Here is a 19181-nt window from a genome sequence, read left to right on the forward strand (position 1 = left end):
GGCGATCTCAGAAGAAGTGGAAACCGACCTCAAACAACTTCTCGACCTGCTTGACGACTTTCTTGTCGATGCAGAAGACGACCACGTGATCGCCGGTTTCTATGACTACATCCTTGTGGGCAATCAACACTCGACCAACCTGTTTCTTGGCTCCGAGGCGAAAGAAGTTCAGATCTTCGGTCTCGCCGAGATCACGAACGACGGCGGCGATGAACGCGCCGTGAATCACCGGTAGTTCGCCAATGCGTCGGCCGACGACGCGTGAATTCTTCTTGTCGCCGTGCGCGACGATCTCGAGCGCTTCGGCGGCGCCACGCCGCAAACTGTGCACCTGCGCCACGTCACCATGCCGAACGTAGGTCAACAGCGTGCCAATCGATACTTGCGCCGGTGAAATCGCGATGTCAATCGGCCCACCCTGGACCAGTTCGGCATAGGCCCGGCGGTTGATCAGCGCCACCACCCGCGCACAGCCCATGCGCTTGGCCAGCGAGGCTCCCATGATATTGTCTTCATCGTCGTTGCTCAGCGCGAGGAACAGTTCCATCTCGTCGATCGCTTCTTGCTGCAACAACTCCTCATCGGTCGCATCACCATTGAGCACCAGCGCCGACTTCAACGACGAAGCGACGAATTCGGCGCGTCGCCGGTCGATCTCGACGAGCTTGACCTCGCACTTTCCTTCCAGCGCTTGCGCAACGCGCAGGCCAATGTTGCCGCCGCCAGCGATCATCACCCGCCGTACCGGCTCCATCGAGCGACGCAGCTCGCGCATCACGGTACGAATGTGTTCTTCGGCCGCCAGCACGAAGACCTCGTCGCCATCGGCGACGATGGTCTCGCCGGTCGGCGCGATAGCGCCGCCGCTACGATAGATTGCGGCGATCCGTCCGTCGATTTCCGGCGGCAGATGATTGCGCATTTCCTTGATCGGGCTGCCCACCAGCAGGCCACCGGCGTACGCCCGCAGGCCGACCAGTACCAGCCGTCCGCCAGCAAAACTGAGGACCTGCAGCGCTTCCGGGAAGCCGACCAGGCGGGTGATGTACTCGGTAATGACCTGCTCCGGGCAAAGCGCATAGTCAACCGCGAAATTCTCGGGCGCCAACAGCTGTTCGCTCTCGAGAAAGTCCCGCGCTCGTAACCTGGCGATACGCGCCGGAACATTGAAGACGCTGTGTGCCACCTTGCAGGCCACCAGATTGGTCTCATCGCTCTGGGTCACGGCAATCAGCAGGTCGGCATCCTGCAAGCCAGCCTGCGCCAGAACCGATGGATGCGACCCGTTGCCGGCAACCGTCCGCAAATCGAGGCGGTCCTGCAGGAACGCCAGACGCTCGTGGTCACTATCGACAATGGTGATGTCGTTATTCTCGGAGACGAGACTTTCCGCAACACTCGCGCCAACCTGGCCGGCGCCGAGAATGACGATCCTCATTTTTCCTGATTCCCCTGACAAGCCGGCGGCGAGAGATCACTCGCGCTCGTCACCGCGCCGGCCGATGTTGAGGCCAAGCTGCCTCAACTTCCGATAAAGGTGCGTCCGTTCGAGGCCCGTCTTCTCGGCCAAGCGCGTCATGTTACCCCGTTCACCAGCCAGGTGATATTCAAAATACATCCGCTCGAAAGCTTCACGGGCCTCGCGCAGCGGTTGATCCAGGAAGAGCGCCGGCAGTGGCGCGGCGCCGCCGCCCGATTCGCTTTGCAGGACGCGCTCAACATCCTCGGCGGCAATCTCTTCGTCGAGCGCCGACAGCGCCAGATTCTTGACGGTGGCCAGCAATTCGCCCCAGTCACCCTGCCAGCGGTGCAGGCGCAGAGCATTGCGGGCGCCACTGGAAAAATGTCGCAAGGGCACTTCGCCACGCTCGGCGAGGTGGGCGAGCAGCAAGGCGGCGATCTCGGGTACGTCGTCACCATGCCCGGAGAGCTGCGGCAAGGCCACCCAGATTTCACCAAGGCGACTGACCAGCACGGCATCCCAGCCGGCTTCGACGAGAGCCGGCAGCGAGCGGCTGGAGGCAGCGACCATTTGCAGATTGTGACGTTCGAGGCGTTCGAGCGCATAGACCAGATTCATTTGCTGCAGTTTGCCGAGCTGCGCCAGGTCAGCGACAAAGACAATGCCCCCGCTGGCGTTGTGCAGCATCTCTTGCGTTAGCGGCGTAGTGGCGGCCGAGAGATCGAGCCAGGGCGTACGGTGCGTTTGCAGCGTGCGTGCGCAGATCTCGGCGATGCTACCCGAACCGCTCTTGAGCAACAGCACCGAGGTCTTCGCCGCCGCCTGCTCGAGACGTCTCTTGAGGTCTTTGAGCAGCGGCGAACGTGCGAAGGCGTCGAGTGTCAACGGCTTCTTGTCGAGCACCGTCTCGTGTTTCAGCGCCTTCTTGACGGTCGCCAAGAGTTTCTGCAGGGCAATCGGCTTCTCGAGAAAATCGGTCGCACCGATGCGCGTCGCTTCAACCGCCGAATCGATCGTTCCGTGGCCGGACATCATCACCACCGGCATCGTCAGGAGGCCGCCCGATGACCATTCCTTCAGCAGCGAGATGCCATCAGTATCGGGCATCCAGATATCCAGGAGGACCAGATCGGGCCTGATCTCGGCGCGAACCTTGCGTGCCGCGGCGGCGTTCTCGGCCAAACGCACCGAGTGACCTTCGTCTGCAAGAATCTCTGAGAGCAGCTCGCGGATGCCCATTTCGTCATCGACGATCAATATTTGCGCCATGTCAGGCCTCTGTGGGAAGTTGGCTCAAGCGATTTCCCCGAGTCGGTAAGGAAGCCAGCGGCAGGATAATGCTGACGACGCCGCCGACCGGTTGACGGTTGTTGATCTGGATGCGGCCCAAATGTTCATCAACGATCTTCTTGACGATCGCCAGGCCTAAGCCGGTGCCACGCGCCTTGGTCGTCACGTAGGGTTCGAGGACACGCGCCATGGTCTCGGGCGGAAAGCCCGGGCCCAGATCGGAGACCTGCAATTCGGCCATGTTCTCGCTGCGCCGCGTGCTGATGGTAATGCTTGGCGAGTCGACCGCTTCCTGCGCCTCCTCGGCGTTGCGCAACAGGTTGTGGATGATTTGCCGGAGCTGCGTCGCGTCGCCCCAGACCGGCGGCAGCTGCGCCGCCAGCGCCAGCTCAATGCTCGCCCGTGAGGTCTCGTAGAGACCGAGAACTTCGCTGATCAGCGCGTTCAGATCGACGGCAGCCAGCTCAGGTGCCGGCAGGCGCGCGTAATCGCTGAAATCGTTGACCATCCGCTTCATGGCCTCGACCTGGGTGATGATCGTTTGCGTCGAGCGACTGAGCATCGCCGCGTCGTTGCCGCTGAGCCGGTCGGCAAGTTTCATCTGCAGTCGCTCGGCCGAGAGCTGGATCGGGGTCAGCGGATTCTTGATCTCGTGCGCCAGTCGCCTGGCCACTTCACCCCAGGCGGCGCTGCGCTGAGCCGCTATCAGCCGGGTCACGTCGTCAAAAACGACGACGTAGCCACCGTGCGATTCGCTCGGCAACTGCGTGCCACGCAGCAGTAGGATTTTCGGCAGTCCGCCAACATGACCAAGCTCGATCTGTTCCTGCCATTCGCTGCTTTCCTCATTTTCGGCGAAGGCGCCACGAATCGCCTCACCAAGCACCTGCTGACGCGGCCAGTCTTCCGGGGCCTCACCGAGCAGGCCGCTGAAATCATCACTAAGGATCGTCAGCGCACCTTCGTTCACCGTCCGCAGCACGAAGCGTCGATCGAAAACCAATACCCCGGCCGACAGGTTGGCGAGAATCGATTCCAGGTAAGCGCGGGCTGCTTCAAGTTCGGCACGCTGCCGCTCGTTGTCGCGCCGCGCTTCGTCAAGCTGGCTGGTCATCTGCTTGAACGAGCGTGTCAGCACACCGAGTTCGTCACGGCTGTGCACTTCCTGGCGAGGCGTGTAATCGCCGGCGGTGACCGCCTGCGTGCCTTCGGCGAGGATCGACAGCGGTGCCGACAGGCGACGGGCGAGGACGAACGCCAGCGCGATGGCCGTGAACAGCGCCAGCAAGACGGTCAGCGTCAGCGTCATCGCGTAGATACGGGTCAGTCCTTCGCGACCCAGCGACAGCTCCTGATAGTCGGCATAGACCGACTGCACGCTGTCGGCATTGAGCGCCAGGGCGGCCGGGACCGGGTCGGTCAGCTGCAGGATGCGCGTCTCGACGCCGAGGCCGGGCGGCGTGACGGCAACCAGAACGCGCAGGTTCAAGTCCTTTTCGCCATGGCTTTCGAGTACCGCGTAGCGGCGCTCGCTGAGCGCCCTGCGCAACTGTTCGGCGCTCGGCTGCAAAGGCAGCAGCGTCGCCAGCTCGCCGGTCGCCGTCGCCAGTAGTTCGCCAGTGGTCGAAAACAAAGCGGCGGATTGCACGCCGCTTTGCTCACGCAGCCGATTGAGATCGAGTCGACGCTGCGTTTCCGAGCGCTCGCCAAGTTCCTGCCCCATCGTCTGTCCCTTGGCTGCGAGGTCCGCCAGCAACGAATCGAGCGCGCTGCGACCGAGATTCAAACCCGCTTCCAGCGCTTTCTCGACGCGAACGTCAAACCAGGTTTCGATACTCTTGGTGACGAACTGCACGGAAACCGCGTAGATCAGAACGCCCGGTACGACGGCCATCAGACCGAACATCAACATCAGCCGCAACTTGAGTCGGGAACCAAAGACCTTGGCCCGGTGTTCGCGCCAGAGAACGCGCAATTGCCAGGCGATCAGGGCCAGGAGCGACAGCGCGACGATCGCGTTCAGCCCCAGAAGCCAGGCGTAGTTACTGGCAAAAAGCGCGGTATTGGCGCTCGCCGAGGCCAACAGAAAGAGCAGGATGCCACCAAACGAGACGGCGGCGACGATCAGACCTTTCACTTGCCTTCGCCCGTACTGACCAGCCCGGGTGCGACCACCGGCGGCGGCACCGGCACGACCTGCGTACCGGTGCCGCCGGACTGGGCAGACTCACTTGGCGTAAAAGTCCAGCGCGCCCATTCCGAAACCAGGTTCCAGTCCCGGTTGGCCAAGGCGTTGACCTGAAAGGTCTTCGGCATTTGTGTCAGGTCAAGGCGCATGCGGACGGCCGCGAGGTAGGTGTGATCGCCCTGTACCGTGCCCTTGTCGATCACCAGCCAGTTGCGCAGGCGCGACAAGATGCGCAACGCATCCTCAAGCGAGGAAAAGCTCTGGTGCAGGGTTCCGGTCGACAGGCGATACTGCCGCGTCAAAGCGTGATAGGAAAGCTGCACCGACTGGCTACGACTGGCCAGCTGTTCGTCGAGCCAGTACCAGCGCGAACGCGTCAGTTCGAAATCGACGACGAAGTACAGCGCGACACCCTTGGAGACGGCGTCTTCGAGTCGCGCGTTGAGGTTGAGATTGAAGTCCGCCGACAAAACATAGCCATCTTCGCTGGCCGACAGGATCGGGTTACGAGCCGCAATGTCGCCAGCCTGCGCGCCAGGTGCGGCAAACAGCAGCAGCAAGGCAAAGAACAGCGAGCTAAGCAGCTTTCTGCAACAGGGCATAGAAGAATCCGTCGTGTTCGTCCTGCGGCAGCAGCCTTTCTTCGCTCAGCCGGCGGGCGTCGGGCTGGCGGCACAGGAAGGCGTCGATCTGCGCGCCGTTCTCTTCCGGAAACAGCGAACAGGTGGCGTAGAGGAAGCGGCCACCGGCCTTGAGCAGCGACCACAGCTGGTCGAGGATCTCGGCCTGCAGTCGAGCAAATTGTCTGATATCGCTTTCGCGTCGCAGGTACTTGATGTCCGGATGACGGCGAACGACACCCGATGCGGAGCACGGTACGTCGGCCAGGATGGCGTCAAAAAGATTGCCATCCCACCATTGCTCGCTGGCTCGACAATCACCCACTCTGACCGTCGCCGCCAAACCAAGCCGCCGCAGATTGTCCTCGATTCGCCGGGCACGAAGGGCATCGACATCGAGCGCCACGAGTTCGACGTCGGCAGTTTCCAGGAGATGCGCCGTTTTCCCGCCAGGCGCCGCGCAGGCGTCGAGGACACGCTGACCCGCGGTGGGCGCGAGAAGCTCGGCGGCGCGCTGAGCACCGGCGTCCTGAATGGAAACGCAACCGTCGGCAAAACCCGGCAAAGTGTCGACCGCGACCGCTTTATCGAGGATCAGCGCAGCGCTCCCCAGCGGCCGGGCAGACAAGCCAGCCGCCTGCAGTTGCGCCAGATAATCAGCGACCGCGAGACGACGTTGATTGACACGCAGGGTCATCGGCGGCTGCACGTTGCCGATCGCGGCGATTTCCCGCCAGCGCTCGGGATAGGCGCGGCGCAGACGTGCCAGCCACCAACTCGGGTGCTGTTGTGCGGCCACTTCGTCGGCGGCCATGGCAATGTGCAGAACGTCGCGCTCCCGCAGGTAATTGCGTAGCACGCCATTGACCAGCCCTTTGAAAGCACCTCCCGCCAGCTCTCCAGCCGCGGCAACCGCCTGATCGACGACCACGTGCGCCGATTCCGGGCGAGTTTGCAAGCGGTACAAGGCCGCCAGCAGCAGGCCCTCGGTGTCCGGGTGTGGCAAGGCCTTGCTCAGCAAACGTCCGAGAATGAACTCGCCGCAGCCGTACCACCGCAAGCTTCCGAAAGCCACGTCCTGAGCGGCGGCGCGAGCCGCAGCGGCGGTGCCGCCGAGAGCCGTTAGCGCCTGCGTCAGACTTTGTCCGGCATGAACCTGGGCAATCACCCGCGCGGCGAGCAACAGGCTGTAGGCCAGGGAATCGGGCGCGAGAAGAGACGGCGCTGCCGCTGCCGGGCGCGCCGGCGCACTCTGGTCCTGACTTGCAGATTTGCGCACACGCTGGAAGCGCGCAGGCGGAGAAGGCGGAGGGGACGATGAAGACAAGGCCGGGAATTCGCTGCTGGTAGGGGGTAAGTCGAGTTTAGCACGATGCCCGAACCATGGCGGGATGCTCACCGGAAGGCGATAATGCGGCCATGACCGCGCGCTCGCTGAAACCCTACGCTTGGCTCTCGATCGGCGCGGCGCTCGCCACCATCGCGCTGAAGAGTGCCGCCTGGCTGATGACCGGCTCGGTTGGCTTGCTCTCCGACGCGCTGGAATCGCTGGTCAACCTGGCCGGTGCGCTGATGGCCCTGGCAATGCTGTCGATTGCCGAAAAGCCGGCCGACGAAGGGCATGCGTTTGGCCACGGCAAGGCCGAGTATTTCTCGAGCGGCTTCGAGGGGCTGCTGATCCTGGTCGCCGCCGGCGCCATCGCGATGACGGCGGTGCAACGACTGCTTGACCCGCAGCCGCTCGAACAGCTCGGGATCGGCCTGGCGGTGTCCCTGGCCGCCGCCATCGTCAATCTTGTCGTCGGTCGGATCCTGCTGCTGGCCGGCAAACGGCAGCGCTCGATCGCTCTCGAGGCCGACGCCAGACATCTGCTGACCGACGTGTGGACGTCGGCCGGGGTCATCGTCGGTGTCGGCGCGGTGGCGATTACCGGCTGGTCCTGGCTCGATCCGGCAGTGGCCTTGCTGGTCGCCGCCAACATCGTGTGGGCCGCCTGGGGCCTGCTGCGACGGTCGGGCGGAGGTCTGATGGACGGCAGCGTGCCGCCCGGAGAGTATGCGCAGGTGCTCACGGTTCTTGAACGCTATCGTTTGCAGGGGATCGACTTCCACGCCTTGCGCACCCGCGAGGCCGGTGCGCGCAGCTTCATTTCGCTGCACGTTCTGGTACCAGGCGCGTGGACCGTCACGCGCGCGCATCAACTGGTCGAAGAACTCGATCGCGAGATCCGCCGGGAGCTGCCGCACGCCACGGTGTTCACTCATATCGAGCCGCTCGAGGATCCGGCATCGCAGGAAGACATTGGCCTTGACCGCTAAGCCAGGCAAGCGGCGGTTGGCTTTTCTGCGGCTGGCTGTGCTGCTGCTCATGACGCCGCCGGCGCTGGCCTGGAACGCCGCCGGCCACCGCCTCAGCGCAATGATTGCCTGGCAGAGACTGGACGGCGAGACGCGCTCGGCGGTCGCCGCCATCCTCCGGCAACACCCTGACTTCAGCCGCTGGCAAGCGCGCGGCAAAGGCGCCGACCCCGACCTCACAGCGTTTCTTGAAGCCTCGACCTGGCCAGACGACATCCGTAAGGACAAACGTTTCTATACCGCTGGCAGCGAACAACCGACGCCTACGCTAGCGGGCTTTCCGGATATGGAACGTCGCCTGGGCTGGCATTACGTCGACCGGCCGCTGCCAGCCGGACGACGCATGCCGGCGTCGGCGGGAGTCCTCGATCGGCAGCTGGCGGTGCTGGCGGACACTCTTTCCGACCCCAGGGCCAGCGCCGTTGAGCGTAGTTATGCCTTGCCCTGGCTAATTCATCTGGTCGGCGACGCGCATCAGCCACTGCACACGGCGAGTCGCTACGGGCCGGACGCGGCAGACCGCCAGGGCGACAGCGGCGGCAATGCTCTGAAAGTTTTCAATCCATGGCAGGAACGCTACCAAACGACCAATCTGCACCGCTATTGGGACGATCTTCCGGGCCCGCCGTGGCTTCGCGGCAGCAAGCTCGACAGCGCCGCCCGATCACTGACCATCCTCTACCCAGCGCCCGGAGCATCGACGTCGCCGCAGCAATGGATAGACGAGAGCTGGCAGCTTGCCGGCATCGCCGCTTATCCTCCGAGCGACGATGCGGTGCCAACAATCAGCGCTGCCTTCCATGCAAACGCGCTGGACATCGCACGCCGCCGTGTCACCTACGCCGGCTACCGGCTCGCCGATCAGCTGCAACTTCTGTTGAAAGGGGCCAGCCGGCGCGGCGACCGAAGGCGACACCAGGAAGCCGCGCAGCGCTGATGTTCCACGTGGAACATCAGCGCTGCTTCAGCTCAGCTTCGGGCCATCGCCCGCAACCGCGCGACACGCTCCTCGGTTGCCGGATGAGTGCTGAACAAGCCGGCGATGCCGCCGCCCGACAGCGGATTCATGATCATCATCTGGGCAGTCTCAGGGTGCGCATCGGCGGCGGCCATCGGAATACCGCGAGCGTAGGCGTCGATCTTGGTGAGCGCGTCGGCCAGCGCGCCGGGGTCACCGGAAATCTCCGCCCCACCTCGGTCAGCCTCGAACTCGCGCGCCCGTGAGATCGCCATCTGGATCAGCGAAGCCGCCAGCGGCGCCAACAGGGCAAGCAGAATACTGGCCAGCGGGTTACCCGGTCGACCTTCCGAATCGCGCCCGCCAAAAAACATCGCGAAGTTGGCCAGTGCGGAAATCGCGCCGGCCATCGTCGCCGAGATCGTCGAGATCAGGATGTCCCGGTGACGTACATGCGCCAGTTCGTGCGCCATCACTCCCCGGATTTCGCGTGCCGACAGAACTTGCAGGATGCCGGTGGTCGCGGCTACCGCGGCGTTTTCGGGATTGCGACCGGTGGCAAACGCATTCGGCTGCCCTTCGTCGATCAGGTACACCTTGGGCATCGGCAGGCCAGCACGTTGCGCGAGGTCCTTGACCATCCCGTAGAACTGCGGCGCTGAGCCCTCGTCGACTTCGCGCGCCTTGTACATCTTGAGAACCATCTTGTCCGAGAACCAGTAGGCGAAGACGTTCATCGCGCCGCCAAAGAGCAGTGCCAGCAGCATCCCGTTCTGGCCACCCACCAGCGCACCAATGGCGCCGAAAAGCGCCAGAATGGCGGCCATCAGGATAGAGGTTTTCAGCCAGTTCCCCAGCATTTCAGTAATCTCCGAAGTAACAGCAGGTCTTGCCGTGCTCACCTAGATGGTGGTGGCCCGAGACGATTTCAAGCCACAGCAACCGCGCAGCGGGTCCCTGGCAGAAGCCGCGTGCCAACCAGAAACTGTGCTGCCGACAAGCGTTTGCCGCCCGCTTTCTGCAGTTCGGTAACTCGCAGGGCGCCCTCGCCGCAGGCCACGATCACGCCGTTCCGGTCGGCAACGAGAATCTCTCCCGGCAATCCCTCCCCGGCGACGGCGTCGGCGCGCCACAGCTTGAGAATCTGGCCGTTGACCGAACACGAAGCACCCGGAAAGGGGTTGAAGGCGCGAACGCACGCCGCCAATTTCGCCGCCGGCAGACGCCAGTCGAGAATTGCCTCGGCCTTGCCGATCTTGGCCGCGTAGGTCGCACCGCCCGGCGGTTGTGGCTGGCCTGGCAGCGGCAGCCCGGCGAGCGCCTCGACGATCAGGCGCGCACCCAGTTGCGCAAGCTTGTCGTGCAGCGAAGCGGCGGTGTCGTCAGCGGCGATAGCCAGACTCTCCGAAAGCAACACCGGGCCGCTGTCGAGGCCGGCGTCCATCTGCATGATGCACACGCCGGTTGCCGCGTCGCCGGCGAGAATCGCGCGCTGCACGGGCGCTGCTCCGCGCCAGCGCGGCAGCAGTGAAGCGTGGATGTTGATACAGCCGAAAGTTGGCATGTCGAGCACGGCCGGCGGCAGAATCAAGCCATAAGCGGCGACCACGATCGCCTCGGCCCCGACAGCACGTATCAGCTCCTGTGCCGCAGCGTCCTTCAGCGTCGGCGGCTGCAGCACTTCGATCCCGGCCGCCAGCGCCAGTTGCTTGACCGGCGAGGGGCGAAACGCCAAGCCACGCCCCGCTGCTCGATCGGGCTGCGTCAGCACCATTGCCACTTGATGATCGGCGGCGATGATCGCCCGCAGCGCCAGCGCGGCGAACTCGGGCGTGCCCGCAAAAATCAGTTTCACGCGGTTATCCTGGCCTGCTTGGCGAGCTTGTTCTTGATCCGCAGCTGCTTGAGTTGCGACAGGTGCTCGACGAAGACATGTCCGTCCAGATGTTCGATCTCGTGCTGCAGGCATACCGCCAGCAAACCGACCGCGTCGACCGTCTGCTCCTTTCCCTGCAGGTCCAGGTAACGAACGAGCACGCGCTCGGCACGAGCGACCTTGTCGTAGATCCCGGGCACCGACAGACAGCCTTCTTCGCAGACCTGCAGGCCGTCGTGTTGCAGGAGCTCGGGATTTATCAAGGTCAGCAGTTGATCCCTGGTCTCGGAAGCATCAATGACGATCAACCGCTTGTGAACGTCCACCTGCGTTGCCGCCAGGCCGATGCCGGGCGCTTCATACATGGTCTCGGCCATATTGCGCGCTAGGCGACGGATACCGTCGTCGACCGTTTCGATGCGCACCGCGACCTTCTTCAGGCGCGGATCGGGAAAGCGAAGGATTGGTAACAAAGACATAAAAGGCTTGATCGAAGAAATTACTACGTGCAGAATCTAATGTAGTGTCTTGCGTATTCCGACGCCGTTAGCGCTTGGCGCCGACTTCGGCCACAGACGCGAAGAACCGAGAAATGGGAGCGGACCCCGCGCCGCGAGCTCCACCCCGCCATGTACGACTGCTCGTACGAGGATAACACGATGATCCGCATTATATTCGCGTTCGTTCTGGCCATCGCCAGCGCGCTTTGCGCAGCCGCCGGGCAGGAACTCCAGTTGGCCGATGACGCACCCGCTCGCTACACTGTTGTGCCCGGTGACACGCTCTGGGGAATATCGGGAACCTTCCTCAAGGAGCCGTGGCGCTGGCCGGAAATCTGGCGGATGAATCGGGAGCAGATCCGTAATCCACACCGCATCTACCCGGGTGACGTACTCATTCTCGATCGTGATCTCCAGGGTAATCCGGTGCTGCGCCTGCAGAGTGGTCGCCTGAGCCCGCAGATCCACGCCGAGCTGATCGACCAGTCGATCCCGGCGATCCCGCCGAACGTCATCCGCCCTTTCCTGTCGGCGCCGCTGATTGTCGAAGCGCACGCTCTTGACCGCTCGGCGCGTATCATCGCCACGCAGCTTGACCGCGTATTCATCGGCAATGGTGATCTGGCCTACGTCGCCGACGCCGATCCGGCCCCGCAGGACTGGCACATCTACCGCAACGGCAAGCCTTTGCGTGATCCTCAGAGCGACGAAATTCTCGGCTATGAGGCGTTTTATCTCGGCACTGCCCGACAAGTGGAACGTGGCAATCCGGCGACCTTCGAGATGACCACCGTCACCCAGGAAGTTGGCCTCGGCGACCGCCTGCTGCCGGCGATGCCGCCGCCCTTGATTGCCTACGTCCCGCACCGACCCGACTTCGCCGTCGATGGCCGCGTGATCTCTGTCTATGGCGGCGTCGATGCAGCCGGCCGCGGCTCGATCATCTCGATCAACCGCGGTGCCGCGGACGGCCTGGAGATCGGCCACGTCCTGGCGCTCGAACGTAATCGCGTGCTTCATCAACGCGACGAGCTCGACGCCAAGGCGGTGATCGATATCCCGGCGTCGCGCGTCGGCCTGCTCTTCGTCTTCCGCGTCTTCGACCGGATTTCCTACGGTCTGGTGGTGCAGTCCGAAGGCACTGTAGAGGTCAACGACTTCGTCCGCACGCCGTAGCCATGGCGGCCGAGGCGCTCGCCTCCTGGCTACGACTGACGCTGACCCCCGGGATTGGCGGCCAGACGCAGCGCAAGCTGCTGACCGCCTTCGGGCTTCCAGAGGCGATCTTCGCCACCGGCCGCAGCGCTATCGGCGCCGTCATTGGTGACCAGGCGGCGAGACTCCTACTCGACACCGACAATCGCGTGGCGGTTGACAAGGCCCTCGCCTGGGCGCAAGAGACCGACCACCACCTGCTGAATCTGGCAGACGCCGAATATCCGCAAGCACTGCTGCAGATCCCCGACCCGCCCGCGCTACTTTACGTCCGCGGCCGCCTCGACCTGCTCAACAGCTCCGCTTTGGCCATTGTCGGCAGTCGCAATCCGACGCCGCAGGGGGCCGGCAATGCCGAGCGCTTTTCCGCCGCCTTGGCCGATGCCGGACTGACGATCGCCAGCGGCCTGGCGCTGGGGATTGACGCGGCGGCCCATCGCGGCGCCCTGGCGGCATCGGGAAATACCATCGCTTTCGTTGGCACGGGAATTGACCGGCTCTACCCGGCGAGCAACCGGCAACTGGCACTTGAGATAGCGGCCAGAGGAACGCTTGTTTCCGAGTTTGCGATGGGTACGCCGCCGGCAGCAGGCAACTTTCCGCGTCGCAACCGCCTCATCTCGGGGTTTTCGCGCGGCACTCTGGTCGTCGAAGCGACGATCGACAGCGGCTCGCTGATTACCGCGCGTCTCGCCGCCGAGCAGGGACGCGAGGTCTTTGCCATCCCCGGATCGATCCATGCACCACAGTCACGCGGCTGCCACAAGCTGATCCGGCAAGGCGCGAAGCTGGTCGAAACGGTTCAGGACGTGCTCGACGAGCTCGCCTGGAGCCACCTCACCGCGCCGACCGCGGTCAGCGTTCCCGCCGCCAGCGTCGCCGAGCAGCCGACGGCGGCCGACAGCCTGCTGCTGGCCATGGGTTTCGACCCCTGCAGCCTCGACCAGCTGCTCGAGCGCAGCGGCTTGACGGCTGACGTCGTTTCGGTGATGCTCCTGCACTTGGAACTGGATGGTCAGGTTGCCGGTCTGGCAGGCGGCCGCTATCAACGGATTTCCCAAGCCTGAGAGCCCATTTTGATGATCGACATCCTCGTCTACCTGTTCGAGAACTATCAGGATTTCAGCGCCCGCCCGAAGACCAGGACGCTGAAACGCCGCTTGAGCGCCGTCGGTTTCGAGGACGAGAACATTACCGCCACGCTGCGCTGGCTCGATGGTCTGAGAGTCGCGCCGCCGGTCGAACTTGCCGGCGATCCGCGCTCGCGGCGAGTTTACCTTACTGAAGAACGATGCAAGCTCGGCGTCGACTGCCTCGGCTTTATCGCCTTTCTCGAAGCAGCCGACGTCCTGACGCCGGCCTTGCGCGAGTTGGTCGTCGAAGGCGCAATGCTCCTCGAAGACGAGCCGGTACCACTTGCCCAGTTCAAGATCATTGTCCTGATGATTCTCTGGAGTCGTGAACAGCCTCTGGAGCCCCTGATTGTCGCGGAACTACTCGACGACGGTGAGCGGCTGTTTCACTGAGTAGCGCTTCGCGACGCGGCACCGCAAACGGCTGTCGGACGAGCGGCACGACGCGCAGGCGAGCAATCACGCAAGGTGCTAGCACGGCTTTAACGGGCGGCCTTGCTTGCCAAGCGCAGTAGAGTACTCTTATCATGGCCCGCCGGAGACCCCCGAGCTCAGCCACCCCGCCAGCCATTTTCTGGCCACCTTCCCGGACTGATGAAGAGCCCATGAGCAAGAAACTGATCATCGCCGAGAAACCTTCCGTTGCCGCCGACGTAGCGCGCGCCATCGGCGGCTTCGTCAAACACGACGACTATTTCGAAAGTGACGACTACGTCGTTTCGTCGGCAATCGGACACCTGCTTGAACTGGCGTGCCCCGAAGAATATGAAGTCAAACGTGGCAAATGGTCCTTCGCCCATCTGCCGGTGATCCCGCCGCACTTTGCGCTGCAACCCATCGCGAAAACGGAAACGCGACTGAAGCTGTTGCTGCGCCTGATCAAACGCAAGGACGTCGTCGCTCTGATCAACGCCTGTGACGCCGGCCGTGAAGGCGAGCTGATATTCAACTACATCGCCCAGCACGCCAAGAACAACAAACCGGTCGAGCGTTTGTGGCTGCAGTCAATGACTCCGCAGGCGATCCGCGACGGCTTCACCAAGCTGCGCAGCGGCCCGGAAATGCGCGGTCTGGCCGACGCCGCGGTCTGCCGCTCCGAATCCGACTGGCTGGTCGGCATCAACGGCACGCGCGCAATGACCGCATTCAATTCCAAGACCGGCGGTTTCCACCTGACCACCGTCGGGCGCGTGCAGACGCCGACCCTGGCGCTGATGGTCGATCGCGAGGACCGCATTCGCAAGTTCAAGCCGCGCGCCTACTGGGAACTCGAAGGTGTCTTCAGCTGCGCTGCCGGCACCTACAGCGGCAAGTGGTTCGACGAGAAGTTCAAGGGTAAGGAAGACGACGAGCATGCGCGGGCCGATCGGCTGTGGGACGAAGAACGCGCGCAGACCTTGCAGCAAGCTTGTGCCGGCAAGAGCGGTATTGTTACCGAGGAGTCGAAAGCCTCCAGCCAGTTGTCGGCGCTACTCTTCGACCTCACCAGTCTGCAGCGCGAAGCCAATGGTCGTTTTGGCTTTTCGGCCAAGGCGACTCTCGGACTCGCGCAGGCTCTCTATGAAAAGCACAAAGTACTGACCTACCCGCGTACCGACGCGCGCGCGCTGCCGGAGGACTACCGCGAGACGGTCAACGCAACGCTGGCCATGCTAACCGGCGAGGGGCTTGCTAAAGGCCATGACGAAGCCGCCTTGGCACGCTACGCGCCCTTCGCTCAGCACATCCTGGCGCGTCAATGGGTGGTGCCGAACAAACGCATCTTCAATAACGCCAAGGTCTCCGATCACTTCGCGATCATCCCGACACTGCAGGCGCCCAAGCACCTTTCCGAGCCCGAGATGAAACTCTACGACATGGTCGTCAAGAGATTTCTCGCGGTCTTCTATCCGGCAGCCGAATACCTGATCACCACCCGCATTACCCGCGTCGAGAAGCAGCCGTTCAAGACCGAAGGTAAGGTGCTGGTCAATCCTGGTTGGCTGGCGGTCTATGGCCGTGAGGGACAGGCCGGTGAAGAAGGCAATCTGGTCGCCGTGGCGCCCAAGGAAGTGGTCAAGGCCGATGAAGTGCTGCTCAGCGCTCACCAGACCAGACCGCCAGCGCGTTACTCCGAAGCGACGCTGCTGTCGGCGATGGAAGGTGCCGGCAAAACCATGGACGACGAGGAACTGCGGGCGGCGATGGCTGGGCGTGGCCTCGGTACGCCAGCGACACGGGCGCAAATCATCGAGAACCTGCTCGCCGAACAGTATCTTCACCGCGAGGGGCGCGAGCTCTTACCGACGGCCAAGGCTTTTTCGCTGATGACTCTGCTCAATGGCCTCGGCATTCCCGAACTGACGGCACCCGAGCTGACCGGCGAATGGGAGTGGAAGCTGGCGCGCATGGAGAGCGGCGAGATGTCACGCAGCGACTTCATGCTAGAGATCGCGGCGATGACCGAGCGCATCGTCGCCCGCGCCAAGAGTTACGACAGCGACACCATCCCCGGCGATTTCGGCGAACTGCAGACGCCTTGCCCGAAGTGCGGTGGGCTGATCAAGGAGACCTACAAGAAATTCCAGTGCCAGGGCTGCGACTTCGCGTTGTGGAAGATTGTCGCCGGCCGGCAGTTCGAAGCCGCAGAAATCGAGGAGCTTCTGACGCAGCGCCGGATCGGCCCGCTGACCGGTTTCCGCAACAAGATGGGGCGTCCCTTCAACGCCATCATCCAGCTCAACGCCGAAAACGCTCCAGAGTTCGACTTCGGTCAAGGGAGCAACGACGGTGGCGAAGAAGTCGACTTCTCGCAGCATGAAAGCCTGGGGCCTTGCCCGAAATGTGCGGCCCGTGTCGTCGCGCATGGCATGTCCTATGTCTGCGAGAAGTCGCAAGGGCCGGCCAAGAGCTGTGACTTCCGCTCGGGAACCATCATCCTCCAGCAAGCCATTGAGCCGGAACAGATGCGGAAACTGCTGAGTACCGGCCGTACAGACCTGCTCAAGGATTTCGTTTCAGCGCGGACGCGCCGCAAGTTCTCCGCCTACCTCGTGCGCGGAGCGGATGGCAAGGTCGGTTTCGAGTTCGAGAAACGTGTGCCCAAGACGCCCGTCAAGAAGGCCAGCGCGCCGGAAAGCGAAGAGAATGCCGAAGGAACGACCGTCAAGTCGTCCAGCGGCAGTCGTCGCAAGGCCACCAGCTGAGGTCGCGGGTTGGCAGCGCCGCGCTGCTTTCCAGACTGCCGGAAGCCGCTGTTTCACGTGGAACAGGTTCCGGCGCGACTACGAGACGAAGACCCCTGGGGGCGGCGCATCCAGGATCGCTGCCCGCAAGACATCGATCGCCTGCGGCCGAGGAAAGCTCACCCGCCAGGCGATTACCACCCTGCGTAGCGGGCAAGGATCGCTGAAACGACGAACCACCAACAGGCAGTCGTCCCGCGGCCACGACGCCGCAGCGGACGCTGGCACCACCGAGATACCCGCACCGCTGGCCACCATGAAACGCACAGTTTCCAGTGAGCTTCCTTCAAGCGCGCCGTCAACACCGCCTGGTGCCGAAAGCTTCGGACACGCCTGCACGACCTGATCGCGAAAACAATTGCCATTGCCCAGCAGCAGCAAGTTTTCCGCGGCTACCTCCTCCGGAGCGATCAGATCCTTTTCGGTCATCGAATGCCCGTTCGGCAGCAGCACGCAGAACGGTTCTTCGTACACCACCCGCGAAACAATACCTGCTTCAGCGAAAGGCAGCGCCACGACGATTGCGTCGAGGTCGCCACGGCGTAACTGCGCCGCCAGATTGACCGTGAAGTTTTCGTGCAGGTAGAGCGGCATGCGCGGCGCGCGCGCGTGCAGCGCCGGGATCAGGCGCGGCAGAAGGTACGGCGCTATGGTGTAGATCACCCCCAGCCGCAAGGGCCCCAGCAAGGGGTCCTTGCCCTGTTCGACGAGTTCCTTGAGTTTGCCCGCCTCATCCAGAACACGCTCGGCCTGCCCGCAAATTTGCCCGCCGATCATCGTTAGGCGAACTTCCGCCGACGAGCGCTCGAAGAGAACGACGCCATAGCGCTGTTCGAATTTCTTCAGCGCCACCGACAGCGTCGGCTGGCTGACATGACACTTTTCCGCCGCCCGGCCGAAGTGCTTTTCACGAGCAAGCGCCACGATGTAGCGTAGTTCGGTCAAGGTCATGGCCATAGCCCCGCTGAAAAACTGAGCACCGTGGTCGGCGCTCTCGCGATGATCGGTACTCCAGTCATGACGACTCTTCCCAAAAAATCGTGGCGCGCGCCAGCGAAACGCGGTCTGGCTGTGGCTGTTTCCACCGCTGACGGCTAACCTTCCGCCTGCAGCGCCTGTTCCGGTGAATCCAACCACATCCACTGCCCTACGGCGAGTGAATCGGGTAACTCCAGGGCACCGATTGACAAACGATGCAGCGCCTCGACACGATTGCCGCTGGCGGCGATCATTCGCTTGACCAGATGGTATCTGCCCTGCGTCACCGTCAATCGCAGCCTGCGTTCATCCAGCTGCACGCAGGCCGTTGCCGCTATCGGCTGCGGATCGTCATGCAAGACCACGCCACCCAACAGCGCTGCCACCTGCTCCGCATTGATCGCGTGCCGCGTCTCCACCTGATAGACCTTTGGCACCCGCTTTCGCGGCGACGTGCACTTGTGGATGAAGGCGCCATCGTCGGTCAGCAGAAGCAGCCCGGTCGTATCCAGGTCCAGGCGGCCCACAGCTTGCACACCCCGCCCCAGTACAGCCGCCGGCAGCAGCGAATAGACGCTCGGATGCTGCAGCGGGCGCTGCGAGCACTCGTAACCATCGGGTTTGTTCAACGCCAGGTAGGCGAACTTCCGGTACGTCCACTCGACGCCGTCCACGGCAAAGCGCAAGCCCTGCGGATCGAAGCGTGCCACGGGGTCTTCGCAGATTTCTCCTGCAACACTGACCCGTGCCGCCCAGATCAGCGCGCGCGTTTCGGCGCGGCTACCAAAACCCTGTGACCGCAGCAAGCGTTCAAGTTCCATCATCTTCCCATCCATCGGTAGACCGGGTCAGCGGCGAGCTGCCGTGTGCCCCGGAGCTAGCCATTGTCTCACCGTCCAAGCCCAGTCCATACCTCTCGTCGCCCGGCTATTGTTCTCGCCTCTTGCGGCGACGAAAATAGGCAGCATCGTTCTCAACTTGAAGGAAACCGACACCATGCTGGTCAAGTTCACCTCCAACACCTCGGGGCAGATCATGATGTTCTCCCCGGTCGCCCGCGTATTGCTGGAGATCATCGGCAAGGACTGCAGCGCACGCGGCGTGATTACCTGCGAGCAATTGCCAAACGCCATCGAAAAACTACGCCTGGCCGCCGACGGCTCCGGCGCCGGTAGAGATACTACCGACGACCAACCGCAAGCCGCAGGCGACAGCGCCGACGATCAAGCCACACCAGAACCGCCGGTCGGTTTGGCGCAGCGCGCCTACCCCTTGATCGAACTGCTGCAGTGGACGCGCAAGGAAGAAGGATTCATCCTCTGGGAAGCAGCCAAGGACTTCTGAAAATTCGTGCCGGCGCCAAGCGCCACAAGCCCGCG

General features: G+C 63.3%; 17 protein-coding genes. 7 read left to right on the forward strand and 10 right to left on the reverse strand.

Annotation, left to right across the window (positions count from 1 at the left end):
• Window positions 1-7 precede the first annotated feature (7 nt).
• Genes trkA through rsmB form a run of 5 tightly spaced genes read right to left on the reverse strand, consistent with a single transcriptional unit; the run spans window position 8 to window position 6839 of the window.
• The gene (trkA, locus tag QZ656_RS11535) at window positions 8-1438 is read right to left on the reverse strand and encodes a Trk system potassium transporter TrkA (protein ID WP_291993517.1); all 1431 of its coding nucleotides are present in this window, start codon (window positions 1436-1438) and stop codon (window positions 8-10) included.
• Between the two features lie 36 nt (window positions 1439-1474).
• On the reverse strand, window positions 1475-2731 hold the full coding sequence (locus QZ656_RS11540; RefSeq protein ID WP_291993518.1) for a response regulator: 1257 nt from the start codon (window positions 2729-2731) through the stop codon (window positions 1475-1477).
• 1 nt (window position 2732) lies between these two features.
• The gene (locus tag QZ656_RS11545) at window positions 2733-4889 is read right to left on the reverse strand and encodes an ATP-binding protein (protein WP_291993519.1); all 2157 of its coding nucleotides are present in this window, start codon (window positions 4887-4889) and stop codon (window positions 2733-2735) included.
• Window positions 4886-5542, reverse strand: a complete 657-nt coding sequence (locus QZ656_RS11550; protein WP_291993520.1) for a DUF4390 domain-containing protein — start codon at window positions 5540-5542, stop codon at window positions 4886-4888. The genes QZ656_RS11545 and QZ656_RS11550 overlap by 4 nt, the downstream gene beginning before the upstream one ends.
• On the reverse strand, window positions 5517-6839 hold the full coding sequence (gene rsmB / locus QZ656_RS11555; protein WP_291993521.1) for a 16S rRNA (cytosine(967)-C(5))-methyltransferase RsmB: 1323 nt from the start codon (window positions 6837-6839) through the stop codon (window positions 5517-5519). The genes QZ656_RS11550 and rsmB overlap by 26 nt, the downstream gene beginning before the upstream one ends.
• 140 nt (window positions 6840-6979) lie before the next feature.
• Between rsmB and QZ656_RS11560 the strand changes: the two genes are divergently transcribed.
• Window positions 6980-7879 carry a cation diffusion facilitator family transporter gene (locus tag QZ656_RS11560; RefSeq protein WP_291993522.1) on the forward strand — a complete coding sequence of 300 codons (900 nt, stop codon included), beginning with the start codon at window positions 6980-6982 and terminating at the stop codon, window positions 7877-7879.
• Complete coding sequence (locus QZ656_RS11565; protein WP_291993523.1) at window positions 7869-8855, forward strand: S1/P1 nuclease; 987 nt, start codon at window positions 7869-7871, stop codon at window positions 8853-8855. The genes QZ656_RS11560 and QZ656_RS11565 overlap by 11 nt, the downstream gene beginning before the upstream one ends.
• 32 nt (window positions 8856-8887) lie before the next feature.
• Here the strand turns inward: QZ656_RS11565 and htpX are convergent, their stop codons facing one another.
• The 3 genes from htpX to def form a co-directional block, all read right to left on the reverse strand.
• Window positions 8888-9736 carry a zinc metalloprotease HtpX gene (gene htpX, locus QZ656_RS11570; protein ID WP_291993524.1) on the reverse strand — a complete coding sequence of 283 codons (849 nt, stop codon included), beginning with the start codon at window positions 9734-9736 and terminating at the stop codon, window positions 8888-8890.
• A 68-nt stretch (window positions 9737-9804) separates the two neighbouring features.
• The gene (gene fmt, locus QZ656_RS11575; RefSeq protein ID WP_291993525.1) at window positions 9805-10731 is read right to left on the reverse strand and encodes a methionyl-tRNA formyltransferase; all 927 of its coding nucleotides are present in this window, start codon (window positions 10729-10731) and stop codon (window positions 9805-9807) included.
• Window positions 10728-11231, reverse strand: a complete 504-nt coding sequence (def, locus tag QZ656_RS11580; RefSeq protein WP_291993526.1) for a peptide deformylase — start codon at window positions 11229-11231, stop codon at window positions 10728-10730. Before def ends, fmt begins: the two co-directional genes overlap by 4 nt.
• A 180-nt stretch (window positions 11232-11411) precedes the next feature.
• Here def and QZ656_RS11585 point away from each other — a divergent pair, with 180 nt between their 5' ends.
• The 4 genes from QZ656_RS11585 (at window position 11412) to QZ656_RS11600 (ending at window position 16785) form a co-directional block, all read left to right on the forward strand.
• Window positions 11412-12428, forward strand: coding sequence for a LysM peptidoglycan-binding domain-containing protein (locus QZ656_RS11585; RefSeq protein ID WP_291993527.1), 1017 nt, complete (start codon window positions 11412-11414; stop codon window positions 12426-12428).
• A gap of 2 nt (window positions 12429-12430) precedes the next feature.
• On the forward strand, window positions 12431-13534 hold the full coding sequence (dprA, locus tag QZ656_RS11590; protein ID WP_291993528.1) for a DNA-processing protein DprA: 1104 nt from the start codon (window positions 12431-12433) through the stop codon (window positions 13532-13534).
• 12 nt (window positions 13535-13546) lie between these two features.
• Complete coding sequence (locus QZ656_RS11595; protein ID WP_291993529.1) at window positions 13547-13993, forward strand: DUF494 domain-containing protein; 447 nt, start codon at window positions 13547-13549, stop codon at window positions 13991-13993.
• 212 nt (window positions 13994-14205) lie between these two features.
• Window positions 14206-16785, forward strand: a complete 2580-nt coding sequence (locus QZ656_RS11600; RefSeq protein ID WP_291993530.1) for a DNA topoisomerase III — start codon at window positions 14206-14208, stop codon at window positions 16783-16785.
• Window positions 16786-16863: 78 nt separating this feature from the next.
• On the opposite strand, the gene QZ656_RS11605 is transcribed toward QZ656_RS11600, so the two are convergent.
• The gene (locus QZ656_RS11605; RefSeq protein ID WP_291993531.1) at window positions 16864-17775 is read right to left on the reverse strand and encodes a hydrogen peroxide-inducible genes activator; all 912 of its coding nucleotides are present in this window, start codon (window positions 17773-17775) and stop codon (window positions 16864-16866) included.
• 143 nt (window positions 17776-17918) lie between these two features.
• Window positions 17919-18623 (reverse strand): pseudouridine synthase, encoded by a 705-nt coding sequence (locus QZ656_RS11610; RefSeq protein WP_291993841.1) that lies wholly within the window; start codon window positions 18621-18623, stop codon window positions 17919-17921.
• 175 nt (window positions 18624-18798) lie between these two features.
• Between QZ656_RS11610 and QZ656_RS11615 the strand changes: the two genes are divergently transcribed.
• Window positions 18799-19146, forward strand: a complete 348-nt coding sequence (locus QZ656_RS11615) for a DUF1840 domain-containing protein (protein WP_291993532.1) — start codon at window positions 18799-18801, stop codon at window positions 19144-19146.
• The last annotated feature ends 35 nt before the right edge of the window (window positions 19147-19181 follow it).

This window comes from Candidatus Accumulibacter sp. ACC003 (genome assembly GCF_907163085.1).
GTDB lineage: Bacteria > Pseudomonadota > Gammaproteobacteria > Burkholderiales > Rhodocyclaceae > Accumulibacter.

Excerpts from the sequence above, each read along its gene's own strand:
- trkA (WP_291993517.1), bottom strand. The coding sequence starts at position 1,438 with ATGAGGATCGTCATTCTCGGCGCCGGCCAGGTTGGCGCGAGTGTTGCG.
- QZ656_RS11540 (WP_291993518.1), bottom strand. The coding sequence starts at position 2,731 with ATGGCGCAAATATTGATCGTCGATGACGAAATGGGCATCCGCGAGCTG.
- QZ656_RS11550 (WP_291993520.1), bottom strand. The coding sequence starts at position 5,542 with ATGCCCTGTTGCAGAAAGCTGCTTAGCTCGCTGTTCTTTGCCTTGCTG.
- QZ656_RS11560 (WP_291993522.1), top strand. The coding sequence starts at position 6,980 with ATGACCGCGCGCTCGCTGAAACCCTACGCTTGGCTCTCGATCGGCGCG.
- htpX (WP_291993524.1), bottom strand. The coding sequence starts at position 9,736 with ATGCTGGGGAACTGGCTGAAAACCTCTATCCTGATGGCCGCCATTCTG.
- def (WP_291993526.1), bottom strand. The coding sequence starts at position 11,231 with ATGTCTTTGTTACCAATCCTTCGCTTTCCCGATCCGCGCCTGAAGAAG.
- QZ656_RS11585 (WP_291993527.1), top strand. The coding sequence starts at position 11,412 with ATGATCCGCATTATATTCGCGTTCGTTCTGGCCATCGCCAGCGCGCTT.
- dprA (WP_291993528.1), top strand. The coding sequence starts at position 12,431 with ATGGCGGCCGAGGCGCTCGCCTCCTGGCTACGACTGACGCTGACCCCC.
- QZ656_RS11595 (WP_291993529.1), top strand. The coding sequence starts at position 13,547 with ATGATCGACATCCTCGTCTACCTGTTCGAGAACTATCAGGATTTCAGC.
- QZ656_RS11600 (WP_291993530.1), top strand. The coding sequence starts at position 14,206 with ATGAGCAAGAAACTGATCATCGCCGAGAAACCTTCCGTTGCCGCCGAC.
- QZ656_RS11605 (WP_291993531.1), bottom strand. The coding sequence starts at position 17,775 with ATGACCTTGACCGAACTACGCTACATCGTGGCGCTTGCTCGTGAAAAG.
- QZ656_RS11610 (WP_291993841.1), bottom strand. The coding sequence starts at position 18,623 with ATGGAACTTGAACGCTTGCTGCGGTCACAGGGTTTTGGTAGCCGCGCC.
- QZ656_RS11615 (WP_291993532.1), top strand. The coding sequence starts at position 18,799 with ATGCTGGTCAAGTTCACCTCCAACACCTCGGGGCAGATCATGATGTTC.